This is a genomic window from Halobacillus locisalis (assembly GCF_013694105.1).
Classification (GTDB): Bacteria; Bacillota; Bacilli; order Bacillales; family Halobacillaceae; genus Halobacillus; species Halobacillus locisalis.
Genome location: NZ_JACEFG010000002.1, coordinates 413,199 through 437,299, shown reverse-complemented (window position 1 = coordinate 437,299; position 24,101 = coordinate 413,199). Strand labels below are relative to the sequence as shown.

General features: G+C 43.5%; 22 protein-coding genes. 12 read left to right on the top strand and 10 right to left on the bottom strand.

Annotation, left to right across the window (positions count from 1 at the left end):
- Positions 1 to 221: 221 nt before the first annotated feature.
- A complete protein-coding gene (locus H0266_RS09400) occupies positions 222 to 2,501 on the bottom strand; it encodes an ATP-dependent DNA helicase (protein WP_181472143.1) in 2,280 nt (759 codons plus the stop codon).
- A 216-nt stretch (positions 2,502 to 2,717) separates the two neighbouring features.
- Between H0266_RS09400 and H0266_RS09395 the strand changes: the two genes are divergently transcribed.
- The 3 genes from H0266_RS09395 to cysK all read left to right on the top strand — a co-directional run bounded on the left by H0266_RS09395 (position 2,718) and on the right by cysK (position 5,366).
- Positions 2,718 to 3,659 (top strand): SGNH/GDSL hydrolase family protein, encoded by a 942-nt coding sequence (locus H0266_RS09395; protein WP_181472142.1) that lies wholly within the window; start codon positions 2,718 to 2,720, stop codon positions 3,657 to 3,659.
- Positions 3,660 to 3,673: 14 nt separating this feature from the next.
- Positions 3,674 to 4,312 (top strand): YpmS family protein, encoded by a 639-nt coding sequence (locus H0266_RS09390; protein WP_181472141.1) that lies wholly within the window; start codon positions 3,674 to 3,676, stop codon positions 4,310 to 4,312.
- A gap of 124 nt (positions 4,313 to 4,436) precedes the next feature.
- Positions 4,437 to 5,366: a cysteine synthase A gene (gene cysK / locus H0266_RS09385; RefSeq protein WP_181472140.1), complete on the top strand. Its 930-nt coding sequence runs from the start codon at positions 4,437 to 4,439 to the stop codon at positions 5,364 to 5,366.
- A 222-nt stretch (positions 5,367 to 5,588) separates the two neighbouring features.
- Here the strand turns inward: cysK and H0266_RS09380 are convergent, their stop codons facing one another.
- On the bottom strand, positions 5,589 to 6,200 hold the full coding sequence (locus H0266_RS09380) for a TRIC cation channel family protein (protein ID WP_181472139.1): 612 nt from the start codon (positions 6,198 to 6,200) through the stop codon (positions 5,589 to 5,591).
- A 306-nt stretch (positions 6,201 to 6,506) separates the two neighbouring features.
- Between H0266_RS09380 and H0266_RS09375 the strand changes: the two genes are divergently transcribed.
- The 4 genes from H0266_RS09375 (at position 6,507) to H0266_RS09360 (ending at position 9,014) form a co-directional block, all read left to right on the top strand.
- Entirely contained in the window at positions 6,507 to 7,034 is a 528-nt protein-coding gene (locus H0266_RS09375; RefSeq protein ID WP_181472138.1) for a helix-turn-helix domain-containing protein, read from the top strand.
- Positions 7,035 to 7,049: 15 nt separating this feature from the next.
- On the top strand, positions 7,050 to 7,199 hold the full coding sequence (gene sda, locus H0266_RS09370) for a sporulation histidine kinase inhibitor Sda (RefSeq protein ID WP_246363850.1): 150 nt from the start codon (positions 7,050 to 7,052) through the stop codon (positions 7,197 to 7,199).
- A gap of 72 nt (positions 7,200 to 7,271) precedes the next feature.
- Positions 7,272 to 7,982, top strand: coding sequence for a YqjF family protein (locus H0266_RS09365; protein ID WP_181472137.1), 711 nt, complete (start codon positions 7,272 to 7,274; stop codon positions 7,980 to 7,982).
- 81 nt (positions 7,983 to 8,063) lie between these two features.
- Positions 8,064 to 9,014, top strand: coding sequence for a ring-cleaving dioxygenase (locus H0266_RS09360; RefSeq protein WP_181472136.1), 951 nt, complete (start codon positions 8,064 to 8,066; stop codon positions 9,012 to 9,014).
- Positions 9,015 to 9,052: 38 nt separating this feature from the next.
- On the opposite strand, the gene H0266_RS09355 is transcribed toward H0266_RS09360, so the two are convergent.
- Together H0266_RS09355 and H0266_RS09350 are read right to left on the bottom strand one after the other, a co-directional pair.
- Complete coding sequence (locus tag H0266_RS09355; RefSeq protein ID WP_181472135.1) at positions 9,053 to 11,002, bottom strand: aconitate hydratase; 1,950 nt, start codon at positions 11,000 to 11,002, stop codon at positions 9,053 to 9,055.
- A gap of 228 nt (positions 11,003 to 11,230) precedes the next feature.
- Positions 11,231 to 12,814, bottom strand: a complete 1,584-nt coding sequence (locus H0266_RS09350) for a M4 family metallopeptidase (protein ID WP_181472134.1) — start codon at positions 12,812 to 12,814, stop codon at positions 11,231 to 11,233.
- 223 nt (positions 12,815 to 13,037) lie between these two features.
- On the opposite strand from H0266_RS09350, the gene H0266_RS09345 reads away from it, so the two are divergent.
- The 3 genes from H0266_RS09345 to H0266_RS09340 all read left to right on the top strand — a co-directional run bounded on the left by H0266_RS09345 (position 13,038) and on the right by H0266_RS09340 (position 15,188).
- Complete coding sequence (locus H0266_RS09345; protein WP_181472133.1) at positions 13,038 to 14,324, top strand: helix-turn-helix domain-containing protein; 1,287 nt, start codon at positions 13,038 to 13,040, stop codon at positions 14,322 to 14,324.
- Positions 14,321 to 14,443, top strand: coding sequence for a hypothetical protein (locus H0266_RS19590; RefSeq protein ID WP_281374277.1), 123 nt, complete (start codon positions 14,321 to 14,323; stop codon positions 14,441 to 14,443). The genes H0266_RS09345 and H0266_RS19590 overlap by 4 nt, the downstream gene beginning before the upstream one ends.
- 97 nt (positions 14,444 to 14,540) lie before the next feature.
- Complete coding sequence (locus tag H0266_RS09340) at positions 14,541 to 15,188, top strand: DUF429 domain-containing protein (protein WP_181472132.1); 648 nt, start codon at positions 14,541 to 14,543, stop codon at positions 15,186 to 15,188.
- A gap of 36 nt (positions 15,189 to 15,224) precedes the next feature.
- Here H0266_RS09340 and H0266_RS09335 read toward each other — a convergent pair whose 3' ends face one another.
- The 6 genes from H0266_RS09335 to H0266_RS09310 all read right to left on the bottom strand — a co-directional run bounded on the left by H0266_RS09335 (position 15,225) and on the right by H0266_RS09310 (position 21,833).
- Entirely contained in the window at positions 15,225 to 16,631 is a 1,407-nt protein-coding gene (locus tag H0266_RS09335; protein WP_181472131.1) for an MBL fold metallo-hydrolase, read from the bottom strand.
- A 115-nt stretch (positions 16,632 to 16,746) separates the two neighbouring features.
- Positions 16,747 to 17,268: a DUF6933 domain-containing protein gene (locus H0266_RS09330; protein WP_343063248.1), complete on the bottom strand. Its 522-nt coding sequence runs from the start codon at positions 17,266 to 17,268 to the stop codon at positions 16,747 to 16,749.
- 117 nt (positions 17,269 to 17,385) lie between these two features.
- Positions 17,386 to 18,102: a trehalose operon repressor gene (treR, locus tag H0266_RS09325; RefSeq protein ID WP_181472130.1), complete on the bottom strand. Its 717-nt coding sequence runs from the start codon at positions 18,100 to 18,102 to the stop codon at positions 17,386 to 17,388.
- 22 nt (positions 18,103 to 18,124) lie between these two features.
- Positions 18,125 to 19,810 (bottom strand): alpha,alpha-phosphotrehalase, encoded by a 1,686-nt coding sequence (gene treC / locus H0266_RS09320; RefSeq protein WP_181472129.1) that lies wholly within the window; start codon positions 19,808 to 19,810, stop codon positions 18,125 to 18,127.
- A 99-nt stretch (positions 19,811 to 19,909) separates the two neighbouring features.
- Positions 19,910 to 21,322 (bottom strand): PTS system trehalose-specific EIIBC component, encoded by a 1,413-nt coding sequence (gene treP / locus H0266_RS09315; protein WP_181472128.1) that lies wholly within the window; start codon positions 21,320 to 21,322, stop codon positions 19,910 to 19,912.
- 22 nt (positions 21,323 to 21,344) lie between these two features.
- Positions 21,345 to 21,833 carry a PTS sugar transporter subunit IIA gene (locus H0266_RS09310; protein ID WP_181472127.1) on the bottom strand — a complete coding sequence of 163 codons (489 nt, stop codon included), beginning with the start codon at positions 21,831 to 21,833 and terminating at the stop codon, positions 21,345 to 21,347.
- A gap of 404 nt (positions 21,834 to 22,237) precedes the next feature.
- Here H0266_RS09310 and H0266_RS09305 point away from each other — a divergent pair, with 404 nt between their 5' ends.
- Positions 22,238 to 23,431 carry an MFS transporter gene (locus H0266_RS09305; protein ID WP_181472819.1) on the top strand — a complete coding sequence of 398 codons (1,194 nt, stop codon included), beginning with the start codon at positions 22,238 to 22,240 and terminating at the stop codon, positions 23,429 to 23,431.
- Positions 23,432 to 23,491: 60 nt separating this feature from the next.
- Complete coding sequence (locus tag H0266_RS09300; RefSeq protein WP_181472126.1) at positions 23,492 to 24,040, top strand: cysteine hydrolase family protein; 549 nt, start codon at positions 23,492 to 23,494, stop codon at positions 24,038 to 24,040.
- Positions 24,041 to 24,101 lie beyond the last annotated feature (61 nt).

Sequence of the window (24,101 nt, the reverse complement as noted above, 5' to 3'; positions counted from 1 at the left end):
GCGTTTCTTCTGTCCGAAAAAGTCGGGCAGATGTCCGAATTGTGAGCGGATGTCCGAAATAATATACCCCTTGTCCGAATAGGCCGGGCAAATGTCCGAAATACCGAACCTCTCGTCCGAATAGCCCGTCAGACTGTCCGAAATAGCACTCCTTTCATCAGCAGAGCTCGAACTTTGTTCTGAAAATCGACAGAAACACCGATAAAATTTCCCGGGAAATGCTATTCTTTTACGATTCGATAATTTCCCCAGTCTTCCGGCAGAAGCGACACATATTTCGGCGACAGGAAACGATCATCAATCAATTGAATCGATCCGTAATCAGATTCCGAACGGATCAACCGCCCACCCGCCTGCAACACCTTGTTCATTCCTGGATACACGTACGCATAATCATACCCGTTGCGCCCTTTCTGCTGGAAGTAGTCTTTGATCAACTCCCTCTCAAAACTCCGAGGTGCAAGTCCGATACCAACTACAGCCACTCCGTTCAGCCGGTCCCCTCGCAAGTCGACTCCCTCTGAGAAGACACCCCCGAGCACAGCAAAGCCGATGAGTGATCCTCCAGGTACAAACTGAGCAAGAAAGTCCTCTCTGCGCTCTTCATCCATGCCTTGTTCTTGAACGGCTACTTCAACATCCTCATACATTCGAAAATGCTGATACACGAGATGCATATAATGGTAGGAAGGAAAGAAGAACAAGTGATTCCCCTCTCCCCGCTTCACTTGTTCATAAAGCAGGGCGGCCAGTCTCGGTGCCGTCTGCTCGCGACTTTTATACCTTGTCGATAAGGGCGCGATGGCTAAATCAATTTGAGATGAGTCATATGGAGATGGCAACTGCAAAATGTAGTCATCTTTCTTCCCACCCAGCATGTCTTTGTAATAACCGAAAGGTGACAATGTAGCCGAGAAGAAGATACTCGATCGAAAGCCTTTCGTCGTTTCACTTAAAACATGGGAAGGGTCGATACAAAACAATTTTATAGCGAAGTCTCCATCATCCACTGTTCCGAGCACTTGGTAATGTTCATCGACGAGCTGCAAGATTTTGAGAAAATTTTGGGTCGTGAAATACGTATCCAACAAGTGTTCGGACTGCTGATCGACAGGCTCGTCTTTCAACTGCCTTTCCGCTTGTTCAATAAAACGCTCGAGTGCTTCTTCCCATTGACCTTGTAGCTCCTCGATCAAGAAGGGTTCTGTCCTGCCCCCCTGTATACGCTCTAAGTCCTTATAAATCGCGTCTGCTGCTTTCGCCAGCTTGTCATTCTCATATTCCCAATCTTCACTGAGCACCAAGAATTCCCGCTTTGGCAAACGTGCTGAATACATCTCCCTCGCTCGTTCTACTAAGTTATGAGATTCATCAACAAGCAGTGTCGTTTTCTTCTTTTGGTCCGGCAACAAACGTTTTAGTGCTACTCTGGGGTCATAAATATAATTGTAATCCCCTATAACGACATCGGATTCATTCGTTAAATCCAAGGAAAACTCAAACGGACAAACTTTGTGCTTTCTAGCATAAGATTCAATAACAGGGCGAGTCATTTGTGTTTCATTCATGAGAATGTCGACCAGGGCTCCGTTGATTCGATCATAATACCCGTCTGCGAACTCACAATAGTCCGGTTGGCAGATGGTTTCTTCCTGAAAACATATCTTGTCTTTTGCCGTAAGCGTGACAGACCTGAGCGTCAATCCATTCTCAGACATCAACTGTAAGGCCTCTTCTGCTGTAGCCCTTGTCACGGTCTTAGCCGTCAGATAATAGATTTTCTCCATATTCTTGAGATCCATCGCTTTAATGGCTGGAAATAAGGTAGAGATCGTCTTTCCGATACCTGTCGGCGCTTGGGCGAACAAGTCTCTCTTTTCTTCGATCGTCCGATATACGCTTCCCGCTAACGGCCTTTGCCCATCACGATACTTCGGAAATGGAAACGATAGATCTGGAATGGATTGCTGCTTTTGCTCCCGGATATGCAACAGGATCCGTGCATAGGAAAGGTATTTCTCGATACATGCTTCCATAAAGTCGGTGAGCTCGCTTTTTGTTATAACCTTGAGGAAATGTTTCTTTTCTTTCGTTTGTTTCTGAACATAGGTCAGCTGTACACGAACGTGATCCAAACCCTCTTTCTCTGTATATATGAAAGCATATCCCATCGCCTGAGCCCAGTAGACGGGGTCGCTGTCTTCAGTCAATTCTTCTAGTTCGCGAGCGGTCGATTTGATTTCATCGATGACCGGTCCATCTTCGGTCTGTAGCAAGCCATCACAACGCCCCTGAAGGTGAATATGTATATGATCACGTGTAAAGGAATGCTCTAATGCCACTTCTTTCTCATCCGCTTCTTTATACGTTTTCTGAACTTCCTGGTGAATGGCAGTTCCTTCTGTTAATGTTGTATTGGTCCGGAAGCGGTTATCGATATCACCGCCACGATACACGTACGTCATCAGCTCCCTAACCGATATGGCAATCGATTGCTCCATAACTCGTCCCTCCTTTTCTAACATTCTCATGCTTTTTACCTACAATATTTAAGCTTTTTCAGGAAAATTACGGATACCCTCAACTTACCTGAACCATTCACGTATGTCTATATCAGGAAGGTGAGATAATAATCGGTAACCCGTTTTGATTTCTCATTCTGTATAATCATCATATAATGTTATCAAACAGAACTACGATAAACAGGGGTGACCCCTATGAAAATATGGAGATGGATTGCATCTATCGCATTAAGTATAACAATCGGATTCTTTATTGTGGCTGCTTTCGTCTATTCACCAGAGGAAGCAACAGTCCAGCCACCTACGGAAACGGAAGAAGAAACACAAGAAACAGAAGAACAAGAAATCCTTAAAGAACCGATCGAGGAAGAGCCACCCGATGAAGAACTTGAAGATCCTGCAGAAACCGAAGAGCCCACGTTCCGAGAAGGGATACGAGATGTATTCACCAGTGTGATCGAGAGTGCCAAAGATCTATTCATAAGAGAAGACTTGCACATTACAGCTCTCGGTGACTCCCTTACACAAGGCGTCGGGGACGCAACGGACAAAGGCGGGTATGTCGGGATTTTGGATCAAACCTTTGACAGCAACCCGAATGCAGGAGATGTTGAGATTGATAATTTCGGGAAACGAGGGAACCGTACGGATCAGTTGCTGAAGCGCCTCAACAATGAAGAAGAAATCACAAACTCGATTGAACAATCGGATATTGCCATCATCACCATAGGTGCCAATGACGTGATGGAAGTTGTTCAAGATAATTTCACAAATTTGAATTACCAAGCATTTGTAGAAGCGCAGGAAGGATACGAGGAACGACTAGGTGAAATCCTCCGGACGGTCAATGAAACCAACCCTGATGCGTCTATCTATTTAGTAGGATTATACAACCCTTTCAACGCTTACTTCAATAACATCCCAGAGCTCGGTCAAATCATGAACGACTGGAATGACATAAGTCGACAAGTCGTCGAAGAGTCCAATCGAACAACCTTCATTCCGATTAAAGATTTGTTCGAAAATTCAAGTGAGAACCTGCTTTGGGAAGAGGATTATTTCCATCCAAATGAGAGAGGGTATAAACGAATCGCCGAACGCGTGTTAGAATATATAAAAGAAGATATCGAACGATAGGGCGGAATGTGTAAATGAAACAACTTCTTTTCAAAAATAAATGGCGGACATCGTTTTGGATTCTCGCGCTGATCAATATCGGCATCATAGCTTGGTTACTCTCTCTAGTCTTTTTACCGAGTTCCTATTCTTTTGTAAGTATCGATCAGAAGAAAACGACATCTGATGCAGAATTCACCATTGTATCAACGAAGGAAAACTTGGAACAATTGACGAATGAATATTTGAGCGAACTTTCAACCCAAACCGTATTCAACTACTCGATTTCTTTAGATCGTAACGTTGCCCTAACTGGTAACATCAGAGCATTCGATCAAGAAATCCCGATAAAAGTCGAGTTGAATCCAGTCGTACAGGAAAACGGGGATATCATTTTAGAACAAGACAGCATATCCCTTGGCAAACTACCTCTTCCGAACAAAAAAGTGCTGGAATTCGTGAAAGATAATTATAAATTTCCTGAGTGGGTCGTTGTAAACCCGAATGAAGAGAACATTTATGTTGCCGTCACCCAAATGGAAACAGCCAACAACTTTAATGTGCGCGTCGACCGCTTCAACCTGAATGCCAATCAACTCGCATTCAAGGTTTCGGTACCGAAAAACTCGTTCCAATTCGCACAAAAAGTCGTCGAAGAACAATTCCTCAGATAAAACGTTATCCTACTACGAAGGGATAGCGTTTTTTCATATCCCAGCACGTAAGCGCCACAAGTGAAGCACCAAAGAATGGTATGATAAAATACAGGTAATCATAACTGAAAAAGGAAGTGACACCATGCGCGTTGTTAACAATATTGCGGACCTCATCGGAGATACTCCTCTCGTAAAGCTCAACAGCCTCGCCCCTGAAGGTGGGGCCGACATATATATGAAACTTGAGAAGTACAATCCAAGCGGAAGCGTCAAAGACCGCGCTGCCTATAATATGATGCTCCAAGCAGAGAAAGACGGACACTTGAAAGAAGGCTCCACCATCATTGAGCCCACGAGCGGAAATACGGGTATCGGGATTGCTATGAACGCTGCCGCTAGAGGATATCGCGCGGTTCTTGTCATGCCGGATACCATGACTCAAGAACGAATCAACTTGCTGAAGGCTTACGGTGCAGAGATCGTGCTCACTCCAGGCGATCAAAAGATGCCTGGAGCAATTGCTAAAGCCAAGGAACTGGTAGAAGAAATTGATGGGGGCTTCATGCCTATGCAATTTGAGAACATGGCAAACCCTGATTCCCACCGCTATACAACAGCCACGGAAATCATTGAAGCCATGGACGAAATCGGAAAATCTCTATCTGCTTTTGTCGCAACAGCGGGTACAGGGGGCACGGTGACCGGAACTGGGGAAGAACTGAAGAAACATTTCAAAGATGTGACGGTACATGTGGCAGAACCGGCCGGATCACCTGTTTTATCTGGAGGAAAGCCTGGAAAGCATAAACTTGTGGGAACGAGCCCAGGATTCATTCCTGATATTCTGAACCAAGAAGTCTATGATGAAATTTTTCAAGTGACGGACGAAGACGCTTACGACATCACCCGTCGTTTAGCTAGAGAAGAAGGCTTACTGTTAGGAACATCTTGCGGCGCCGCTTGCTGGGCAGCCATGCAAGTAGCCGAGCGCAAACAGCCCGGGGAAGTCGTTGTCTGTATTGCACCTGATACGGGAGAGCGATACTTGTCAGGTGATTTATTCCGCTACTGAACAAAGGCGCAAGCGCCCCGGGAGCTCCGACACGCATAAGCATCCCCCCCGGAGGAATGTGGTTTTTCCTTCCGCAGGGTGGGTTTTACGTGCGCGAGGGGCTGGGCGCTGGAGCCGGACGTGGCTGATTAGATATGCCTATCCACAGGGTGCGAATTTTATAATTTCCAAGACAAAAATAAAAGAGACCACCATTTATTAAAATGGTTCGGTCTCTTTTTTTTATATTCGATACATATCCCTGAATCTCAAGTGCCATCCTAAATGATAAGAAAGCACTCGGCAGGCAATGATCAATATAAATAATATATACATTTGAATCGCGTTATCAATACTGAACAATCCAATGCCTATGACCAGCCCTACTAACAGCGCCCATACAGCATAAATCTCTTGGTGGAGGACCATGGGTCTTCGCTGGGCAAGTACGTCACGCGTGACACCTCCACCTACACCTGTCAGGATGCTCGCGAAGATGACCCCTCCGAGCGGGAAATCATTTTCAATGGCAAACGATGCCCCCTGGAGAGCAAACGCAGATAAACCGATGGCATCTAAGTAAATATTCCAACGATCCCATGACATCACCCAGCTCTTCGGAAAGAAATAAACGATCGCGATGGTTCCAAAAGCTACATAAAGCAGATACCCCTGTTCCCAAACGTGCACAACCGGGACATCGAGTGCGATGTTTCGAATGACTCCACCTGCAAATGGCGTTGCAATACCAAGAATAAATGTGCCGAATATATCATATCGTTCATTTAACGCGACAATAGCCCCACTAAAAGCGAAAGCACCGACAGCTAATATATTTAAAATTTCCCATGCCACCATGAGTCCCCCTTCCATTCCTTTAATAATCTTCTAGAAATCCCCTCGAACATCCTACGAACGAATCAGGTTCCGGCCATTTCTAGACATTAGGTTTTTGATGTGGTTTTTGCTAGACTCACCTTGTCAGGAATCCCTTCACCACAGCGTATAACGTTATTTCAAAAAAATAATTAATCAAGATTACACAAGTATTTATTTTACCATTTAATAATTACTGTATGTTGCAAAGTGCCACAAAGGATTTTTTATACCTAGGACGAATTTATTAGTATGTAAGGTACAATAGAGTAGGATGTGAACACAATGAGAAGATGGCTTATTAAAATACGCAAAGAACAACAATATACCCAACAACAAATCGCGCATGGTGCTCATATTGACCGAGCCTATTATGCCCAAATAGAGAATGGAACAAGAAACCCAAGTATGGCCGTCGCCTCTCAAATAGCTTCGTTTCTTAACATCAACCCTTCGCTCTTTTTCGCTGATCACTTGAGCGAACCTTTTGAGACAGCCTTATCCAATTCACCGATTGTCGTCGCTCATTGCGATCTTGAATTACGATACACGTGGGTCTTCAACCCACACCCAGACTTCAAGATGAGTCCAATCATTGGGAAGCGCGATGATGAGCTGGATCAAAACCCCGGAACATTAGCTATGATGGACATTAAAAAAAGAGTCATTGAAGAGAATAATACGATTCGAGAAACCATTTCGTTTCCACTATCCGATGGTTTGATTTATTATGACGTGTTTGCTCAACCTCTTTATGACTCGAATAACAACATTATAGGTGTAGCTACGGCTTCGACAGAGTTTTCGAAATAAAAGGGGGCATTCCTGGTGATTGTAAGCAACTTAAACTACCAACTCCTCATCCTTTCTCTTCATAGAGCGCGTGAATTAGAGTTAGACCATGAATTCATCAGGCTGCTTGAACAAGAAATTAGTGACCGAGAACAAGAGGAGACTTTTGAAAAGAAAAAAGCTTAACTAGAATAACCTCTTTCTTGGAATGTTTTCTCCCATATAGGGTAAACCACTCTAAAAGAGAGGTGTCGCTATATGAAAACAAAATCCTGGATTATGCACCAGACATGGGAAGAGTTAGTTTTTATGCATTGGCCTGTTTCAGTGGATTTACTGAGACCACATATTCCCGAAACCTTCGAGATTGATACATACGACGGAACCGCTTGGATTGCGATTGTTCCTTTTCGTATGAACGATATCCGGTTTAGAGGCATGCCAAGTGTACCGCTCGGAAACCAGCTACTTGAGCTGAATGTAAGAACATATGTCTCTTACAACGGAGAACCTGGTGTCTATTTCGTCACCCTGGATGCTAATCATCCATTGGGTATTTTTTTGGCACGAACGGTTTTCGGCCTTCCATATGTTCATGCTAACATGAGAATGGACCAAACAGACGAAATCTTTCATTTTACGAGTCGCCGAACACACTCAGGTTATGCTCCTGCTCACTTTCATGCAAGCTTCAAAACCATATCCCCTCCTGTACCATCCCAACCCGGATCGCTTCTTTACTGGCTTACAGAACGCTATGCCTTGTGGGTGATCCGCGGCTCCTCCATTTATAAGGGACCGATTTATCACAGAAACTGGTCCCTCCAGAAAGCAGAATCTGAAGTCTATATCAACCAATTAACGGACTTCCTCCCTGCTTCGGTATTTGAATCGAAGCCCATGACGTATTACTCCAAGTCGTTGGATACGTATATTTTCCCCTTTGAGAAGAAGGGATATATATCTTGAATTCTAACTATTTGACAAAATTTCAGCTACTACGTATAATTATCTTGAAATCGAGATAAATATCGAGGGGGTATGTGTTTTATGATGATTAAAGGAATTCACCACGTATCTGCCATTACTGCAAATGCGAAGAAAAATTATGACTTTTATACAAATTTATTAGGAATGCGTTTAGTTAAGAAAACCGTCAACCAAGACGCTCCGTCTATGTACCATCTATTTTATGCCGATGCCGAAGGGAATCCCGGAACAGATTTAACCTTTTTTGAAATTGATCATGCCGGGCATACTTACCCTGGCTCACAGAGTATTTCCACGACTTCATTGCGTGTGAAAGACGATGCAGCACTTGATTACTGGAAAAAACGTCTTGAAGAGCATGGTGTCGATCAAGACCCGATTCAAGAACGCATGGGGAGAAAAACATTAGCTTTCCGTGACCATGAAGACCAGCGATTGATGCTCGTTTCCGACGAAAACAACAGGGGTGTTGCACCAGGTCAGCCCTGGTCAGAATCAACTGTTCCACAAGATAAAGGAATAACCGGACTTGGTCCAGTCTATCTAACAGTTCAAGAACTTGCTGGAACACGGAACGTGCTCACCAATATCCTTGGTTTTGAAGAAATCGGAAGCTACGAACAATACAACGTATTCTCTTCCGGAGAAGGTGGAACGGGAGCTGAAGTACACGTCGAAGAGCTGCCCGAGGCTCCAAGAGAAAAACCAGGTCGAGGGAGTGTTCACCACGTTGCTTTCCGCGTAGAAAATGAAGATGAGCTCAAACAATGGCAAGAGAAAATACAAGAAGCCGGATTCCCGAATTCAGGACTAGTCGATCGCTACTATTTCAAATCGCTATACTTCAGGGAGTCTAATCACATCTTATTTGAGCTCGCTACAGATGGTCCAGGATTCGCAACAGACGAGGACCTTGACCATTTAGGAGAAACACTTGCTCTGCCTCCTTTCCTTGAGGATAAACGAGAGGAAATCGAAGCAGACTTAACACCATTAAATACAAAAAGGTAAGCACAAACAAAAAAGGCTGCGACATCGCAGCCTTTTTGTTATGCGTTCAAACGGTTTTTGACCCAGTTGATCAGTCCACCCATTTGCATGATTTCAATTTGTCGCTCTGACATCGCATGTTCGAGCGTTAGCGTCTTATTTTTGCCTTTTACTTCTGCTTCCACCTGGTTGGATTGCTTGATTTTATTTCGTAGGTCCTTAAATACAAGCACATCCCCTTGTTCTAATTCATCCAAGTCCGAGTCATTCGTAAACGTAAGCGGAAGCACACCGAAGTTCGCAAGGTTCTGCCAGTGAATGCGGGCGAAGTCTTTTACAATCGCTACACGCATACCGAGATATTTCGGAGCCAAGGCCGCATGCTCACGACTTGATCCTTGCCCATAGTTCGCACCTGCTACAATGGTATGACCGCCTTGATCGCGAATATCCATCGCTCTGTCATAATACGTATCGTCTACAATCTCGAACGTGAACTTACTGATTTCTGGTAAGTTACTTCGATAAGGAAGAACTCGTGCGCCACCAGCTAGGATTTCATCGGTTGAAATATCGTCTCCCATTTTCAGAAGAATCGGTACCTCCAACTCATCTGGAAGCTCATCCATTTCAGGAATGGAGGCAACGTTCGGTCCTTTCACTAATTGTACGTCCTTCGCTTCTTCAAACGGAAGTGGTTCGTCTAACAATCGAGTGTCCACTGTCGGTTGCTCAAGGTCGTTCACTTGCGGGAAGTCGAACCCGGCTTTTCTAGGGTCCATGATTTTTCCGTGCAACGCACTCACTGCCGCTGTTTCCGGACTACACAAGAAGACACTATCCTCTTTTGTACCAGAACGTCCAGGGAAGTTTCGCGGTGTTGTCCTAAGGCTGTTCCGCCCCGTTGCCGGTGCCTGCCCCATACCGATACAGCCATTACATCCCGCTTGGTGAAGCCGACCGCCTGCTTGCATGAAGTTCGCGATATGTCCTTCTTTAGAAAGGTCGATCAGCATCTGTCTGGATGTAGGGTTCAAGTCAAAGGATACCCCGTCCGCAATATGCTTCCCTTCTACAATCTTAGAAGCGATCGCAAAATCACGGTACCCTGGGTTTGCCGAAGATCCGATGTACGACTGATAAATCGATTCTCCTTCAACTTCTTCAACAGATACGACATTCCCAGGACTGGATGGCTTCGCGACCATCGGGCCTATGGTAGATAAATCAAGTTCATCATGTACATCATAAGTAGCTCCTTCATCCGCTTTCAATTCAATCCAGTCTTCCTCTCTACCTTCCAGCTTAAGAAAACGTTTCGTCTCATCGTCGGATGGAAAGACGGTTCCCGTTGCTCCAAGTTCCGCCCCCATGTTTGCAATAACGTGGCGGTCCATGGCTGTTAAGTTCTCTAACCCTGGTCCGTAATATTCAAAGACGTGATTGACGCCGCCTTTGACGCCATGACGTCTCAGCATCTCCAAAATGGCATCCTTCGCACTGACCCAGTCTGGTAGTTTTCCGGTTACTTTAACGCCCCACACTTTCGGCATTTTCACATAAAAAGGTTCACCGGCAATCGCCATGGCTACATCGATTCCGCCAGCACCCATCGCGAGCATCCCCATACAACCATTTGCACATGTATGGCTATCAGATCCGAGTAATGTTTTACCTGGTTTCGCCAGCCGTTGCATGTGCACAGGGTGACTTACCCCGTTACCAGGGCGGCTGAAATGAAGCCCGAACCGTTTGGCAGCGCTCTCAAGAAATAGATGATCGTCCGGGTTTTTGCTGTCTTCCTGGATTAAGTTATGGTCTACATACTGAGCCGAGGCTTCCGTCTTCGCTCGATCAATCCCCATCGCCTCCAGCTCAAGCATCACCATTGTCCCTGTCGCATCTTGAGTTAAGGTTTGATCAATCTTCAACCCAATTTCAGAACCTGGAGTCATTTCCCCTTCTACTAAGTGGTCTTTAATTAATTTTTGTGTGACATTTTGACTCACACGAAACTCCTCCTTTAAAACGAGTATGTGGATGTCTGTCTTGATGTTCGTTATTTTTCCTATACCTTTTATACCCTTAAAAAGGGTCTTCTACTCGCCGTTTTCATTTCTGAAAAGGAAAAGTAAGGGGTTTCGAGAAACCCTTTACTTTAATGACACTAAAAAAAGAGCGTGGACCCATTCAGGTTCCACACTCTTTGATAAGGGGTGAACAAAATTTGCTGCTTTTTAATATAGCCCTACATTGTTCCAAGCTTGTGTCACGGCATTTGCAGCAGAAGAGCCATATAAATCTTGAGCGGATTGCTCTAGAGCTGACTTCGCACTGGCAAAGTCACTGCTAGGTGTCAAATAAACCGTCAAAGCACGGTAGTAAATCTGTTCAGACTGGGCCATGCCAAGACTGTTGATTGTGTAGTAGGCTGCTTTGTTCGGGATACCACTATTGATGTGGACACCACCCCAATCTCCCTGCTCAGTGTTCGGAAGGTTCTGGTATTCGTTCATGTGGTCTGGCTGATCATAGGCATTTGGATTCGATAGAGAACGAAGAGCATCACCTGCTACTCCCGGTGTGTACACATCTTCACCCAGTAACCAGTCCTCAGAATCGACGAAATACCCAAATACATCAGAGAAGGATTCATTCAAAGCGCCTGACTGATTCTCATAAATCAATTCAGCTGTTGTATCTGTCACCGCATGCGTCAATTCATGGGCAACAATGTCATCCGCACCAGATAAGTATGTGAATTTAGATCCATCGCCATCACCGTAAATCATTTGATTACCTGTCCAAGCGGCATTGTTATAGTCATTGCCGTAGTGAACTGTCGAACGAATGTCTGCACCTTGGTTATCATAACTGACGCGTCCAAACGTGTCATAAAAGTAATCAAATACTTCACCAGCATAGTAATGAGCATCCACAGCCGCTTTTTGTCGCTCACTATAGAATGTGTTACCTGAATCTGTTACATAATACCCAGGTAAACTGCTGTACTGACCACCATAATTATCGAATGTCTCAATGACACCATTCATCGGCTTAGAAGTATCAAAAAGATAATACGTATTATTGTAGGCGTAAGTGTTCAAAGATTTCGTATCCCCTAAAACGCCGGTACCTGTTCCCGTTGCTTCATGAACAACATTGGCCGATTTCAATACCTCTCCTGTTTCAGCATTGATATATAGCTGCCAGTTGGCAGGATAAGGTTGCGAGAATTGAAGCTCTACGTGGTAAGCAAGCGTATATTCACCATCTTCGTGATAAACCACGAGGTCCGAATTCTCCGTCAATGTATGGAAGTCCTCACCTATTTCACTTTCTTGAACTTTGTCGGCTTCTTCTCTATCTACGTCAATATGATCCCAAGCGTAGTCAACCGCCTGATTCTTATTGAACTCTTTTAATTGTCGAACTTTATTCGGAGCCTCTTTATGAAACTCACCATTCACTGCCGTAACATTTCCTCTTTGATCCGTATGTACGACTACTTTGGAATTCGCAACCGGAACATTTTGAATGACACGCTCGTACACATAATGAGTCATGCCCAAGTCATCTGTTTCAGATTTTACTAGTTTCAAATCTTTATTGACTTTAAGATTGAATTCCTTTTCGTTCGCTTTGAAGAACTCTTTAACAGCGTTCTCTGAAACGACATTTTTCACATCAAAATTTTTCTTAATAAACTGTGGAGCCTCTTTCACTTCTGCATCAGCACTTACTTCTGCATGCGATATTGCCCCGCCGGATACTAGGCTAGTCCCTAGTACAAAAGTCGCCATTACTGATTTCAAATTCATCTAAACCCTCCTAGTTTTTAACGCACCCCCAATGTATCATAATATTCTGACGACATGTCTGGGAAAGTTAGGTCTTAAAGCACCCCTTTAAGGCGATAATTTAGAGCGACTTGGGAAACTTGTCGATGTAGTTGAAATTTACTAGCCGAACATGTATTCTAAAAATAGATTTACAAGCGCTCGCCGCTCATAAATCTCAGTTGATCAACTAGGTGTGTTAAAAATGGAATATGGCAAAGTACTTCGTTTTCACCGCGTAAAGCAAGGTTTAACACAAAACCAGCTAGCGGATGGAATCATCTCACCCGCGTATCTTTCCAAGATTGAGAACGATCAAACCGTTCCTGCGTTCGAGGTACTCGAGTTACTTTATGAACGACTCGGTCTCGACTTTCATGACTCATCTAACAGTCATCCGTCAAAGGAGAAACTGAAAGAGTGGTATGAATCGATCGTTTTTAAGGATAAAGAAAAAGCTCGCACATTAATGAACGAGCTTCTTGAACAGAAAGATACACACGAGAATCATCATTTGTATATATTTTTCGAGCTCTTCCGCATTCGCCACTTGTTGTTAGAAAATGACGTGGAGAAGGCTTATGAAGTGTGGGAAGATATCCGTCAACACCGGGATACGTTTGATGAGGAGATGGAGTTCTACTATCATGTTGTCTCTGGATTATTAAGTTACTACAAGGGTAATTTTGATCAATCATTTCAGTCCTTAATGGAGGCTAAAAACCACAGTTCCTCCAACACAGTACAGTTATTTAATTGGGAGTTCAGTGACTTATATTATCTATTAGCTTTAAGCACAAGCCAAGCTAACCACACATCTGCTTCAGTCTTTTACGTAGATCAAGCTCTGGAGATCTATCAATCTAGATACGACTTAGAAAAAAGCGCAGACTGCCACATACTCCAAGGTATCAATTATAGTAAATTGAAGAATTACGCTAAGTCTTTGGAGAACTACTATTCCGCAAAAAAAATTGCTACACAAACTCACAATCGTAATCAATTAAACTTAATCTACATTAACATCGGTAATTTAGAATCATTACTAGGTAATCATTACAATGCTATTAAAAACTATATTAACAGTATTAACTTCAATGACTTGGATACCCCTTATAAACAAAATTATTTATTGACTACTATTCATAGTCTTATGTTAGAGCACTTCCGTCTAGGAGACTATAAAGGGTGTTTAGAGTGGGTACTACGAGGAGAGAACGAACTTAAGAATTACTACTCTGAACCGCATAAACATCACTTTTATTTTTATAAATTGATGATTAATGGTGATGAATCACTTCTTAACCATCTAGAAGAAGTATTAATTCCATATTTTGAAGTAAAAAAAGAGCATATTTACATCATTCGTTATTCAATGGTCTTGGCTGATCTTCTCGAAAAGAAACGAATGTATAAAAAGTCCTCTGAATACCTTAGGTTAGCAATGAAATTGTTAAATAAACATTCTCACTTAGGAGGGACATTTCTATGAAGAAGTTCTTAGTATTGCTAGGTGTTGTGGCGTTTTTATCAAGTGCTGCTTTTGCACCTCAAACGCAAGAAAATGCTGAATTTGCATACCCACAACCACTAATCGCTCAAGATTTCTAATTTTTTCTGTAACAACTAGCAACTCCCCTAATCCTATACTACAAACTATTCGCCTCTACCCACTATGTGGTAGAGGTCTTTTTTTGAGGTGAAACATATGAATATTATTGGCATTGATCTATCCGGGCCTTCTAATCATAAAGATACAGTAGCTGCTGCTTTTCATGAAAAAGGGGAACGCCTTGAATTCGATTACCGAATCCAGGGCGCTTCAGACGTTGACCTTCTCGACTTTGTATCTAGCTATGCAGATGAAGGTCGTGTCATTGTCGGAATTGATTCTCCCCTTTCCTATCAGGATGGTGGTGGAGACCGCCTTTTCGACCGTGAATTACGACGGTTCGCAAAAGACCTTGGCATGAAATCAGGATCCGTGATGACGCCGACCTTAACAAGGATGATCTATTTAACAGCTCGAGGTATTCATCTTGCTCATTCATTGAAAACGATCGAACGGGTCGAGGTGGTTGAAGTTCACCCTGGCGTAGCTCTAGCTTCGAGGCTGAGTGCAGAAGATTTCCATCATGCTCTATCGTATAAAAAGGAACCCACAGGCCTGGAATGGGTCACGGATTGGTTAACGTCTACCTTCCTGACAACGTCCCTCCCTCCCGTCCATGAGAGTCATGATGTCGATGCTGTACTGGCTTCAATTGCCGCGTGGCACTGGGCCGCGGAAGGAAAATCACCTACATGGTGCATGGATGCCGAACCCCCACACTATCCCTTTCCCATCACCACTTAAAAAGGCCTCAACACTGCATGCGTCGAGGCCTTCTGTTTAGGTCGTTACGGGTTCATATTCTTTTGCATAGGCGCTGAAACCGCCTGTTAAGTTCAAGACATCTTTAAAGCCATTCGCTTGCAATACACTTGCGGCAATGGCGGAACGCTTACCGGATTGGCAATGAACAATCGGAGTTTTACCTGATGGGATCTGATCAATGTTTTCCTGTAGCTCCCCTAGCAAGATCCGCTCTGCACCTGCGATATGCCCTTCGTTCCATTCATTTTGATTACGAACATCGACGATCACATAATCATCATTTCCGCGGTACTGTGCTTCTAACTCACGTGGCGTAATGTTCTCATACGTCTCAAGGTCTGACTGGTTTTCCACTTTTTCTGCATCAAGGACGGCAACGACGTCATCTAAGCCGATAGACTCCAGCTGCTTCTTAATACCTGATACGTCTTTTAACGGACTGATCAGTACAATGGATTGATCGTAACCAATCGTCCATCCAGCCCAGTTTGGAAGAGATTTATCATAAGAAATGTTGATAGCACCAGGCAAGTGACCCTCTTTGAATGCTTCTTTCGAACGGGTATCCAAGATGACGTAATCCTCTGATCGGTAGTCATCGATTTTCTCGATGGAGAGCTCTTGAATGGCGCGATCTTTTACTAAAGATGGACCTTCTTTATTCAACTTCTTCATCATCGCAAAGTATTTAGGTGGTTCTGGTTGACCATCTAAAAGCTCGTCCATAAATGACGACTCCTCGTCATACTGAAGCGCCCAGTTGTTGATTCGCTCATATCCGACTGTAGAAGAAGGAACAGCCCCTAGGGATTTCCCGCAAGCACTTCCCGCACCGTGTCCTGGCCATACTTGAATGTGGTCACTCAACTGTTTGAAACGTTGAAGGGACTCGAACATTTGCTTGGCGCCTGATTGTGAAGTGCCAGCTTCTCCTGCTGCTTTTTCTAATAAATCCGGGCGGCCGACATCTCCGACAAATACGAAATCACCGGTGAAGATTCCCATCGGCACTTCCGATCCGCCACCTTCGTCTGTTAATAGGAAGGAGATACTCTCAGGTGTATGTCCAGGTGTGTGAAGCACATCCAGGCGGATATTTCCGACATAAAAGGTATCGTTGTCTTTCAGTAGTTGGTGGTCTGTTTCGTTCAGATATTGATATGACCAATCATCTCCGCCTTCACCTGAAACAAGTAGTGTGACTTCTTGATTATTAGCCAGTTCTCGTGCGCCGGATAAGAAGTCGGCGTGGATATGGGTTTCGGCCGCTTTTGTAATGTTGAATCCTTCTTTTTCAGCGGTTTCCAAATACGGTGATAAGTCTCTTGCTGGATCGATCACGAGTGCTTCACCAGTACGTTGACATCCAACCATGTAAGACATTTGAGCTAAGTTTTCGTCAAAAAATGATTTGAAAAACATAAATAAACCCTCCGTTAACTTTATTTGTCTCTATTATAATACCCCTATTGGTATGTAGTAAACGAATTTGCTTGTCTTTTATCTATATTATATACAAAAAAAGCAGTACGTAAATTCACGTACTACTTTCTTCAAAAAACTTTACAAATGTATTGATGGGGCTGATGTGTTTAAGAGGGGAAAACACCATATTATTCAAATCGACATTGATGTCAACGGCATCAATGTCTTCGAATGACTGCCCTTCTGTTTTCGCTTCCACCATCATCTTCATTTCATTCATCATTCCACGAATTTGACGGTTGCTCGTTTTCGTATAGACAATCTCGTTTGACTCGTTTTCCATCTTTTCAATGATTTCAGGGTCCACTTCCAACGTTTGCAACAATTGCCTGAGCGACCCTTTGATGACACTATCTAAGTGATCGAACTGTTGTTTACGCAAACCGAATAACGTTAAATTCAAGCCTGTTTGATGATTCATCAGTAATAAACACTTCCTGCGATTCAACGTGATCAGATTCGCTGTCCATTGGTTGATTGCCGGTACTTCTTTATATTGTTCCGCATCCTCTATTGTGTAGCTCAATTGATCTTGTAGTTTTTTTGTGGCTCCGATTACGAACAATGCACTCACCTCAGCTTTTTATACTATTGTTATTGTATCATTTTTGGCATTTAGACCGAAAAGATAGCTGTTTCTATCCACTTTGGGATGGCATTCCTTTCCTATTACAAAAGCTTGAGGTTGCCCTCAAGCTTTTGTACGCCTTGCAAAATCCACAAATTGAAATTTATCCGGACGGTGCCTGGACTCGGTAAATTGGAACAGTGTTGCATCCGCTAAATATACATAGCTCCGGATCACAACGACTTGTTCATGATCTAATAAATCAAGGTATCGCCGGTCCTCTTCGGTCACTTTTTCAACGACGATTTCCTTCTTTGCAAAACTAATATCCAACTTCAGCTCATCTTCGATATACGCATAGAGTGATTCCTCAGCGATCGATGTCGATAAGGCTGGAACTAAATCTTCACGAATATAATCTTTATCTAAAATGATTTTCTCTCCGGCAATCTGCCTCGACCGCACCACTTTCCAAAGCTTCTGGTCCCGTTTGCATTGCAAGTGTTCTCTGACGCCTTCTTCCGCTATCTCAAGAGATAATTCATGAACGATCGTCTGAAAGTCTTGTCCAAGTTGATTGGAAAGTTCTTTGAAACTCGTCAACCCTGATACCGGAAATTCGAACTTACCATGATCGAGGACAACGGAACCTTTTCCTCTCACCTTTTGAATATAGCCATTCTGAGCAAGCAAGTTCAATGCTTTCCTCACTGTTTCCCGTGAGCTTTCATATCGGTTCGTCAGTTCATGCTCAGAAGGAAGCGTATCTCCTGGATTAATCTTTCCTTGTTGAATCATCCGGACAAGATCATTATAGATAAATAAAAATTTATTTTTCATCGTCATCACCAACTATAGTATATCAGTGACTCGGAATGTAATAAACGACTGATTCATAAGGGCGAAGGCGGACACGACCCGCTTCCCACTGAGAGTCTTCATAGTTACTGATCAATACTTCCGCTTGACCGTCACCATTCACTTGCTCCGGAATAGCAAACTCGGTTTCTTCACCATAGAAGTTATTGACGACAAACAACTGTTGACCATCCGCTTCACGAAGGTAAGCAAACACACGCTCATTTTCCGGTGTCAGGTGCTGGTAGTCACCGTGGGTGATGATGTCGTATTCTTTACGCAATTGAATCAGCTTCTGATAGTACTTGAATACAGACCCCTCTTCATTCATGACTTTTTCAGCATTCACTTCTTTGTAATTATCTGCAACATCAATCCACGGTGTTCCGTCGGTGAAGCCAGCGTGCTTACGATCATTCCATTGAACAGGAGTACGCGAATTATCACGGGATTTCTGTTTCAAAATCGCAATGATTTCTTCCTCACTGTACCCTTTTTCACGAAACTCCTTGTACATATTCAATGATTCTACATCACGATAACGATCAATCGATTCGAAACCAGGATTCGTCATGCCGAACTCTTCCCCTTGATAGATGTAAGGCGTACCTTGCATCATATGAATGGTCGTCGCCAGCATTTTAGCAGATTCCACTGGATAGTTCACATCATCACCGAACCTTGAAAGAACGCGAGGCTGGTCATGGTTACACCAGAACAAAGCATTCCAGCCGTTGCCTTTATTCATTTCCTTCTGCCATGTAGAGAGAATATTTTTCAACTCAAGAAAATCAAAGTCGGCAACCGTCCATTTCTGTCCATTCGGATAATCGACCTTTAAATGGTGGAAATTGAATGTCATGCTCAACTCGTTTCGCTCAGGAGCTGTATATTTGATACAGTGATCGATTGTCGTCGAGGACATTTCTCCGACAGTCATCAAATCGTGAGGACCAAATACTTCCTCGTGCATCTCATTCATGAATTCGTGAACGCGTGGACCATCCGTGTAGAATTTACGGCCATCCCCTGGCGCAACGCTGCCGTCATCATTAGGGAAGTCTTGATTTTTCGATACCAAGTTGATGACGTCTAGGCGGAAGCCATCGATTCCTTTTTCTGCCCAGAAGTGCATCATATCGTAAATATCGGAGCGCATTTGTTCATTTTCCCAGTTCAAGTCGGCTTGTGTGACATCAAAGAGATGGAGGTAATACTGTCCTGTCGTGTCATCGTACTTCCAGGCGTTACCACCGAACTTGGATTGCCAGTTGGTCGGTTCCTCTCCGTCGACAGGATCTTTCCAAATATAATAGTCACGGAATGGGTTGTCTTTTGACTTCTGGGCTTGTTTGAACCATTCGTGTTCCGTCGAAGTATGATTGACCACGATGTCCATGATCAACTTCATATCGCGTTTATGGGTTTCATCAAGCAAACGCTCAAAGTCTTCCATCGTCCCATATTCATCATGAATGTCGTAGTAATCGCTGATATCGTAGCCATTGTCATTTTGAGGAGACTTGTACATCGGCGTTAACCATAAGACATCGACACCTAATTCGTTGAGGTAATCGAGCTTATCAATGATTCCTTGGATATCGCCGACACCGTTCCCTGTCGTGTCATTGAAGCTTTTCGGATAAATTTGATAAACGACTGCTTTTTTCCACCATGGTTGATTGGTCATGGTCACACCACCATCCTTATCTTGTATTCTTTTCTAATCGTCATGGATTAATGAAAAGCCCGCGGGAAAGAAACATCCCCACGGACTATGTTTTATTACTTATACGTCTTTTTTACGCTTGGCATAGAGGTACGTCCCTACAAACGGTAGGACGATTACAATCACCATACCGATTGCGAAATCAATCCAATACTCAGCAACGATGGAGAAGATTCCTGGTACACCACCTACACCGATGGAGCTTGCCACAACGCCTTGCGCGGAAATATAAAGACCGGCAATAGCAGAAGATGCAATAGCAAAAATAAATGGATACTTAAAGCGTAAGTTAACACCAAACAGTGCAGGCTCTGTAATACCGAGCCAAGCAGAAATACCAGTAGAGAACCCCAGCCCTTTAAGTTTATCGTTTTTGGAAGCTCGCCAAATGGCAAAGGCCGCTGAACCTTGAGCAATATTGGATAGAGCGAGCATCGGCCAAAGGAATGTTGTTCCCGTACTACCTACAAGTTGGATATCAACAGCAAGGAAGGTGTGGTGCATACCTGTAATAACCAGCACACCATACAGACCACCGTAGATCAAACCACCTAACCATGCGAAAGTATCAAAGGTAGCTACAAGTCCATCTGTAATCCAGTTACCAACCTGAAATGTTACGGGGCCAATAATAATGAACGTCAGGAACCCTGTAACTAATAGGGAGATCGGGCCGACAAATAATAATTGAATATTATCTGGGATGCGATTTCTAAGGAATAATTCAATTTTCGTCAATAGGTAAGAAGCGACTAACACAGGTAATACTTGACCTTGATAACCTATTTTCTCAACTTCTAAGCCGAATAAATTCCATGTCGGCACACTATTGTTCTGTACGGCATCACCGTACCCCCATGCATTCAAGAGATCCGGGTGTACGAGCACTAGACCAATGACAATACCGAGTATGGGACTACCACCGAATTTCTTCACGGCTGACCAACCGATCAAGCCGGGTAGGAACACGAAGGCGGTATTTGCGATGACAATGATCATATTGGCAAAGTCCGCCCATTGTGGATACACATCAATTAACGCTTGACCATCAAAGAAAATATCTTCGGCCGTCAAGATGTTGTTAATTCCTAATAATAGACCAGCCGTTACGATTGCCGGCAAAATCGGGATGAAGATATCCGCTAACGTTTTGATTGCACGCTGAAGAGGATTCATCTTCTCAGCTGAAGCATCTTTTACATCCTCTTTGGTTTGCTCTTCGCTGATTCCAGCAAGGGGAGCAAATTCTTTATATACTTTATCTACTGTACCTTGTCCGATGACAATTTGGAATTGACCATTTGTAGAGAATGAACCTTTGACCGCATCAATGTTATCCAGTCTCTCCTGATCGACAATCCCTTCATCCACAAGGGCAAGGCGTAGACGAGTCACACAGTGAGTTGCAGCTGAAATGTTATCTTTTCCGCCAATAGCTTCGAGAATCTCTTCCGCTGATTGTTTGTGATTCATTGGATATCCTCCTTGATGATGTTTATTTCTGATTGACCGTCATCAGACTTGTCGTACCTGCCGTCAATTCACTTACGCCTGATAGTTCCACGGCGTGGTCATCACTATTTGTGACGATGATCGGAGTTACAGTGCTTTTCGCTTTTTCTTTCACTAGGTCTATGTCGAACGTGATCAACTTGTCCCCAACACTGACTTTGTCCCCTTGCGATACGAATGCCTCAAAACCTTCTCCGTCCATGCTTACGGTTTCTAAACCGATATGAATCAGAATTTCTGCCCCACTTTTTGTTTGAAGGCCTACTGCATGTTTTGTAGGAAATACTTGAACGATTTCGCCTTCAACTGGGCTTACAACCGTACCATCTGTTGGATCAATCGCGATTCCGTCGCCCATCATTTTCTGTGAGAAAACAGGATCCGGAACCTCTTCAAGAGCTACTTTATGGCCTGTCACAGGAGCAAAAACCTCTGCAGACGTTTCTTTCTTACCAAATAATTTTTTGAACATTCTAACTCCTCCTCAAACGCTTACATTTTTTATCATTGAAGTTCTTTAACATGTATATACATGATTACACTTCGATTATAATTTGTATATACAAGTATTGCAACCGTTAACACTTAAAATATTTGAAGGGAGCTCATGGAAAAATAAAGGAATAAACCATATAAATTCCTAATACCCGATTAACTACCATTTATACATCACAGTCGTTGATTGCATTTCTTTAATAATCCGCACAAGAATTGAGTCCTATACCTGAAGAAGTCATCCGCTTTCGTCGATTTTCAGAAGTCGTTTCCTTTCATTTACATGGGATTTATGATATATACTTAGGGAGTCGAAATAAAAAGGAAGAAGGGATTTCTATCCTTACACAAGAACAACGTGCAAGAAAAAACTTATGGATCATGTGGTTTGCCAACTTTTTCATAGCAGGCAGCATCACGATGGTTCTACCATTTTTATCGTTATATATAGAAACCTTAGGGGATTTTTCAGCGTCTTTCGTGCAAACATGGTCAGGCTGGGTGTTTGGAATCACTTTCGTCACGGCCCTCATTTTCTCACCGATATGGGGAAAAATTGGTGATAAATACGGACGGAAACGCATTTTGATATTCTCAGCAAGCGGACTAGCTTTATCTGTTTTATTGATGGGGTTTGTGACCTCGGTATGGCAACTGTTTTTGCTCCGATTGTTTATGGGTGTATTTACAGGGTTCATCCCGATGTCTCAAGCACTGATTTCTACCCAAACGCCCAAGGAGATTGCCGGACAAGTACTCGGCACTTTGCAAACGGGGAGTATTACAGGAAGCCTGCTTGGTCCGATGCTCGGTGGATTAATTGCAGATAAAATCGGATATGCAACAACGTTCCAATTTGTATCGATTACCGTTGCTGCATCTGCCGTAATCGTGTACTTCGGCATTCACGAGCAACGCATTGAGAAAGAAAGCGAAGAAGAAAAAACCAGCTATCAGACGAGAGAAGTGCTTGGTCATATTTTCCGTCACCCTGTCTTGATGATGGTGATGCTCATTTCCTTGATTGTTCAAATCGCACACTTCAGCATTCAACCGATTCTCTCCTTATTTGTAGGAGAATTACACGGGCCAGAGAACCTGGCCCTATTTTCTGGTATTGCCTTCTCGGCAGCTGGATTAGGAAACTTAATGATGGCAAAACGTTGGGGACGAATTGCTGATCAACAAGGTTATGTGAAAATTCTAGTGATGCTTTTGTTCATGGCAGGTGCCGTGTACCTCCCTGCTGCTTTCGTAACGAACATTTGGCAACTGGTTGCTCTGCGTTTCCTTCTAGGTGTATCGATCGGAGGCATCATTCCGGTGCGAACCGCGTATATTCGCCAAGAAGCTCCTGTTGCGATGCAAGGAGAGGTTCTCGGATATAATACAAGCGTTCGATTTCTAGGTAACATTATCGGCCCCGCTATCGGTGGGATGCTTTCAGGAGCGTTCGGATTTTCTGCCGTATTCTTCGTCACGAGTGCATTGCTGTTAAGCTCTGGATTAATGATGCTCATTACGATGCAAAAGAATCCAAAATCGGTTAAACAAGCACATGCTTACTCCCATTAACTACCATGAACTCTCCCTCTTCTGTTAAGATATATGTAAAGACACTTTGGAGGAGATTCTATGAACCGAGCCTTAATAAACATTGATTACACAAATGATTTTGTTGCTGAGAACGGAGCGTTGACTTGCGGGGAACCAGGGCAAGTGGTCGAACCCAATATCGTTGAGTTGACAAATCAATTCATAGAAAACGGGGACTTCGTCGTATTTGCTGTTGATGTCCATGAAGAAGAGGACCCTTTCCACCCGGAATCGAAACTCTTCCCGCCCCACAATATCCGGGGGACAGAAGGTCGGACACTGTATGGAAATTTACGTCAGTCTTATGAAGCGAATAAAGGAAAGTCCCATGTCTTCTATATGGATAAAACGCGATATAGTGCTTTTGCTGGGACGAATTTAGACCTGAAGCTCCGTGAACGTGGGGTTGAGGAGCTTCATCTTGTTGGAGTATGTACAGACATTTGTGTACTGCACACGGCAGTCGATGCCTTTAATAGAGGCTATCAACTCGTCATTCATCAAGACGCTGTTGCTAGTTTCAACGAGGCCGGTCATGAATGGGCTTTAGGACATTTCGAATCCGTCTTAGGTGCAACAGTAAAATAGAGAGCACGCGAACTCTCTGCTCCCCACTCATGTGGGGAGCCGTTTTTGTGTGAATAGACTG

Coding starts and splice junctions, on each gene's coding strand:
- H0266_RS09400 (WP_181472143.1), bottom strand. CDS start 2,501: ATGGAGCAATCGATTGCCATATCGGTTAGGGAGCTGATGACGTACGTG.
- H0266_RS09395 (WP_181472142.1), top strand. CDS start 2,718: ATGAAAATATGGAGATGGATTGCATCTATCGCATTAAGTATAACAATC.
- H0266_RS09390 (WP_181472141.1), top strand. CDS start 3,674: ATGAAACAACTTCTTTTCAAAAATAAATGGCGGACATCGTTTTGGATT.
- cysK (WP_181472140.1), top strand. CDS start 4,437: ATGCGCGTTGTTAACAATATTGCGGACCTCATCGGAGATACTCCTCTC.
- H0266_RS09375 (WP_181472138.1), top strand. CDS start 6,507: ATGAGAAGATGGCTTATTAAAATACGCAAAGAACAACAATATACCCAA.
- H0266_RS09365 (WP_181472137.1), top strand. CDS start 7,272: ATGAAAACAAAATCCTGGATTATGCACCAGACATGGGAAGAGTTAGTT.
- H0266_RS09360 (WP_181472136.1), top strand. CDS start 8,064: ATGATGATTAAAGGAATTCACCACGTATCTGCCATTACTGCAAATGCG.
- H0266_RS09350 (WP_181472134.1), bottom strand. CDS start 12,814: ATGAATTTGAAATCAGTAATGGCGACTTTTGTACTAGGGACTAGCCTA.
- H0266_RS09345 (WP_181472133.1), top strand. CDS start 13,038: ATGGAATATGGCAAAGTACTTCGTTTTCACCGCGTAAAGCAAGGTTTA.
- H0266_RS19590 (WP_281374277.1), top strand. CDS start 14,321: ATGAAGAAGTTCTTAGTATTGCTAGGTGTTGTGGCGTTTTTATCAAGT.
- H0266_RS09340 (WP_181472132.1), top strand. CDS start 14,541: ATGAATATTATTGGCATTGATCTATCCGGGCCTTCTAATCATAAAGAT.
- H0266_RS09335 (WP_181472131.1), bottom strand. CDS start 16,631: ATGTTTTTCAAATCATTTTTTGACGAAAACTTAGCTCAAATGTCTTAC.
- treR (WP_181472130.1), bottom strand. CDS start 18,102: ATGAAAAATAAATTTTTATTTATCTATAATGATCTTGTCCGGATGATT.
- treC (WP_181472129.1), bottom strand. CDS start 19,810: ATGACCAATCAACCATGGTGGAAAAAAGCAGTCGTTTATCAAATTTAT.
- treP (WP_181472128.1), bottom strand. CDS start 21,322: ATGAATCACAAACAATCAGCGGAAGAGATTCTCGAAGCTATTGGCGGA.
- H0266_RS09310 (WP_181472127.1), bottom strand. CDS start 21,833: ATGTTCAAAAAATTATTTGGTAAGAAAGAAACGTCTGCAGAGGTTTTT.
- H0266_RS09305 (WP_181472819.1), top strand. CDS start 22,238: ATGTGGTTTGCCAACTTTTTCATAGCAGGCAGCATCACGATGGTTCTA.
- H0266_RS09300 (WP_181472126.1), top strand. CDS start 23,492: ATGAACCGAGCCTTAATAAACATTGATTACACAAATGATTTTGTTGCT.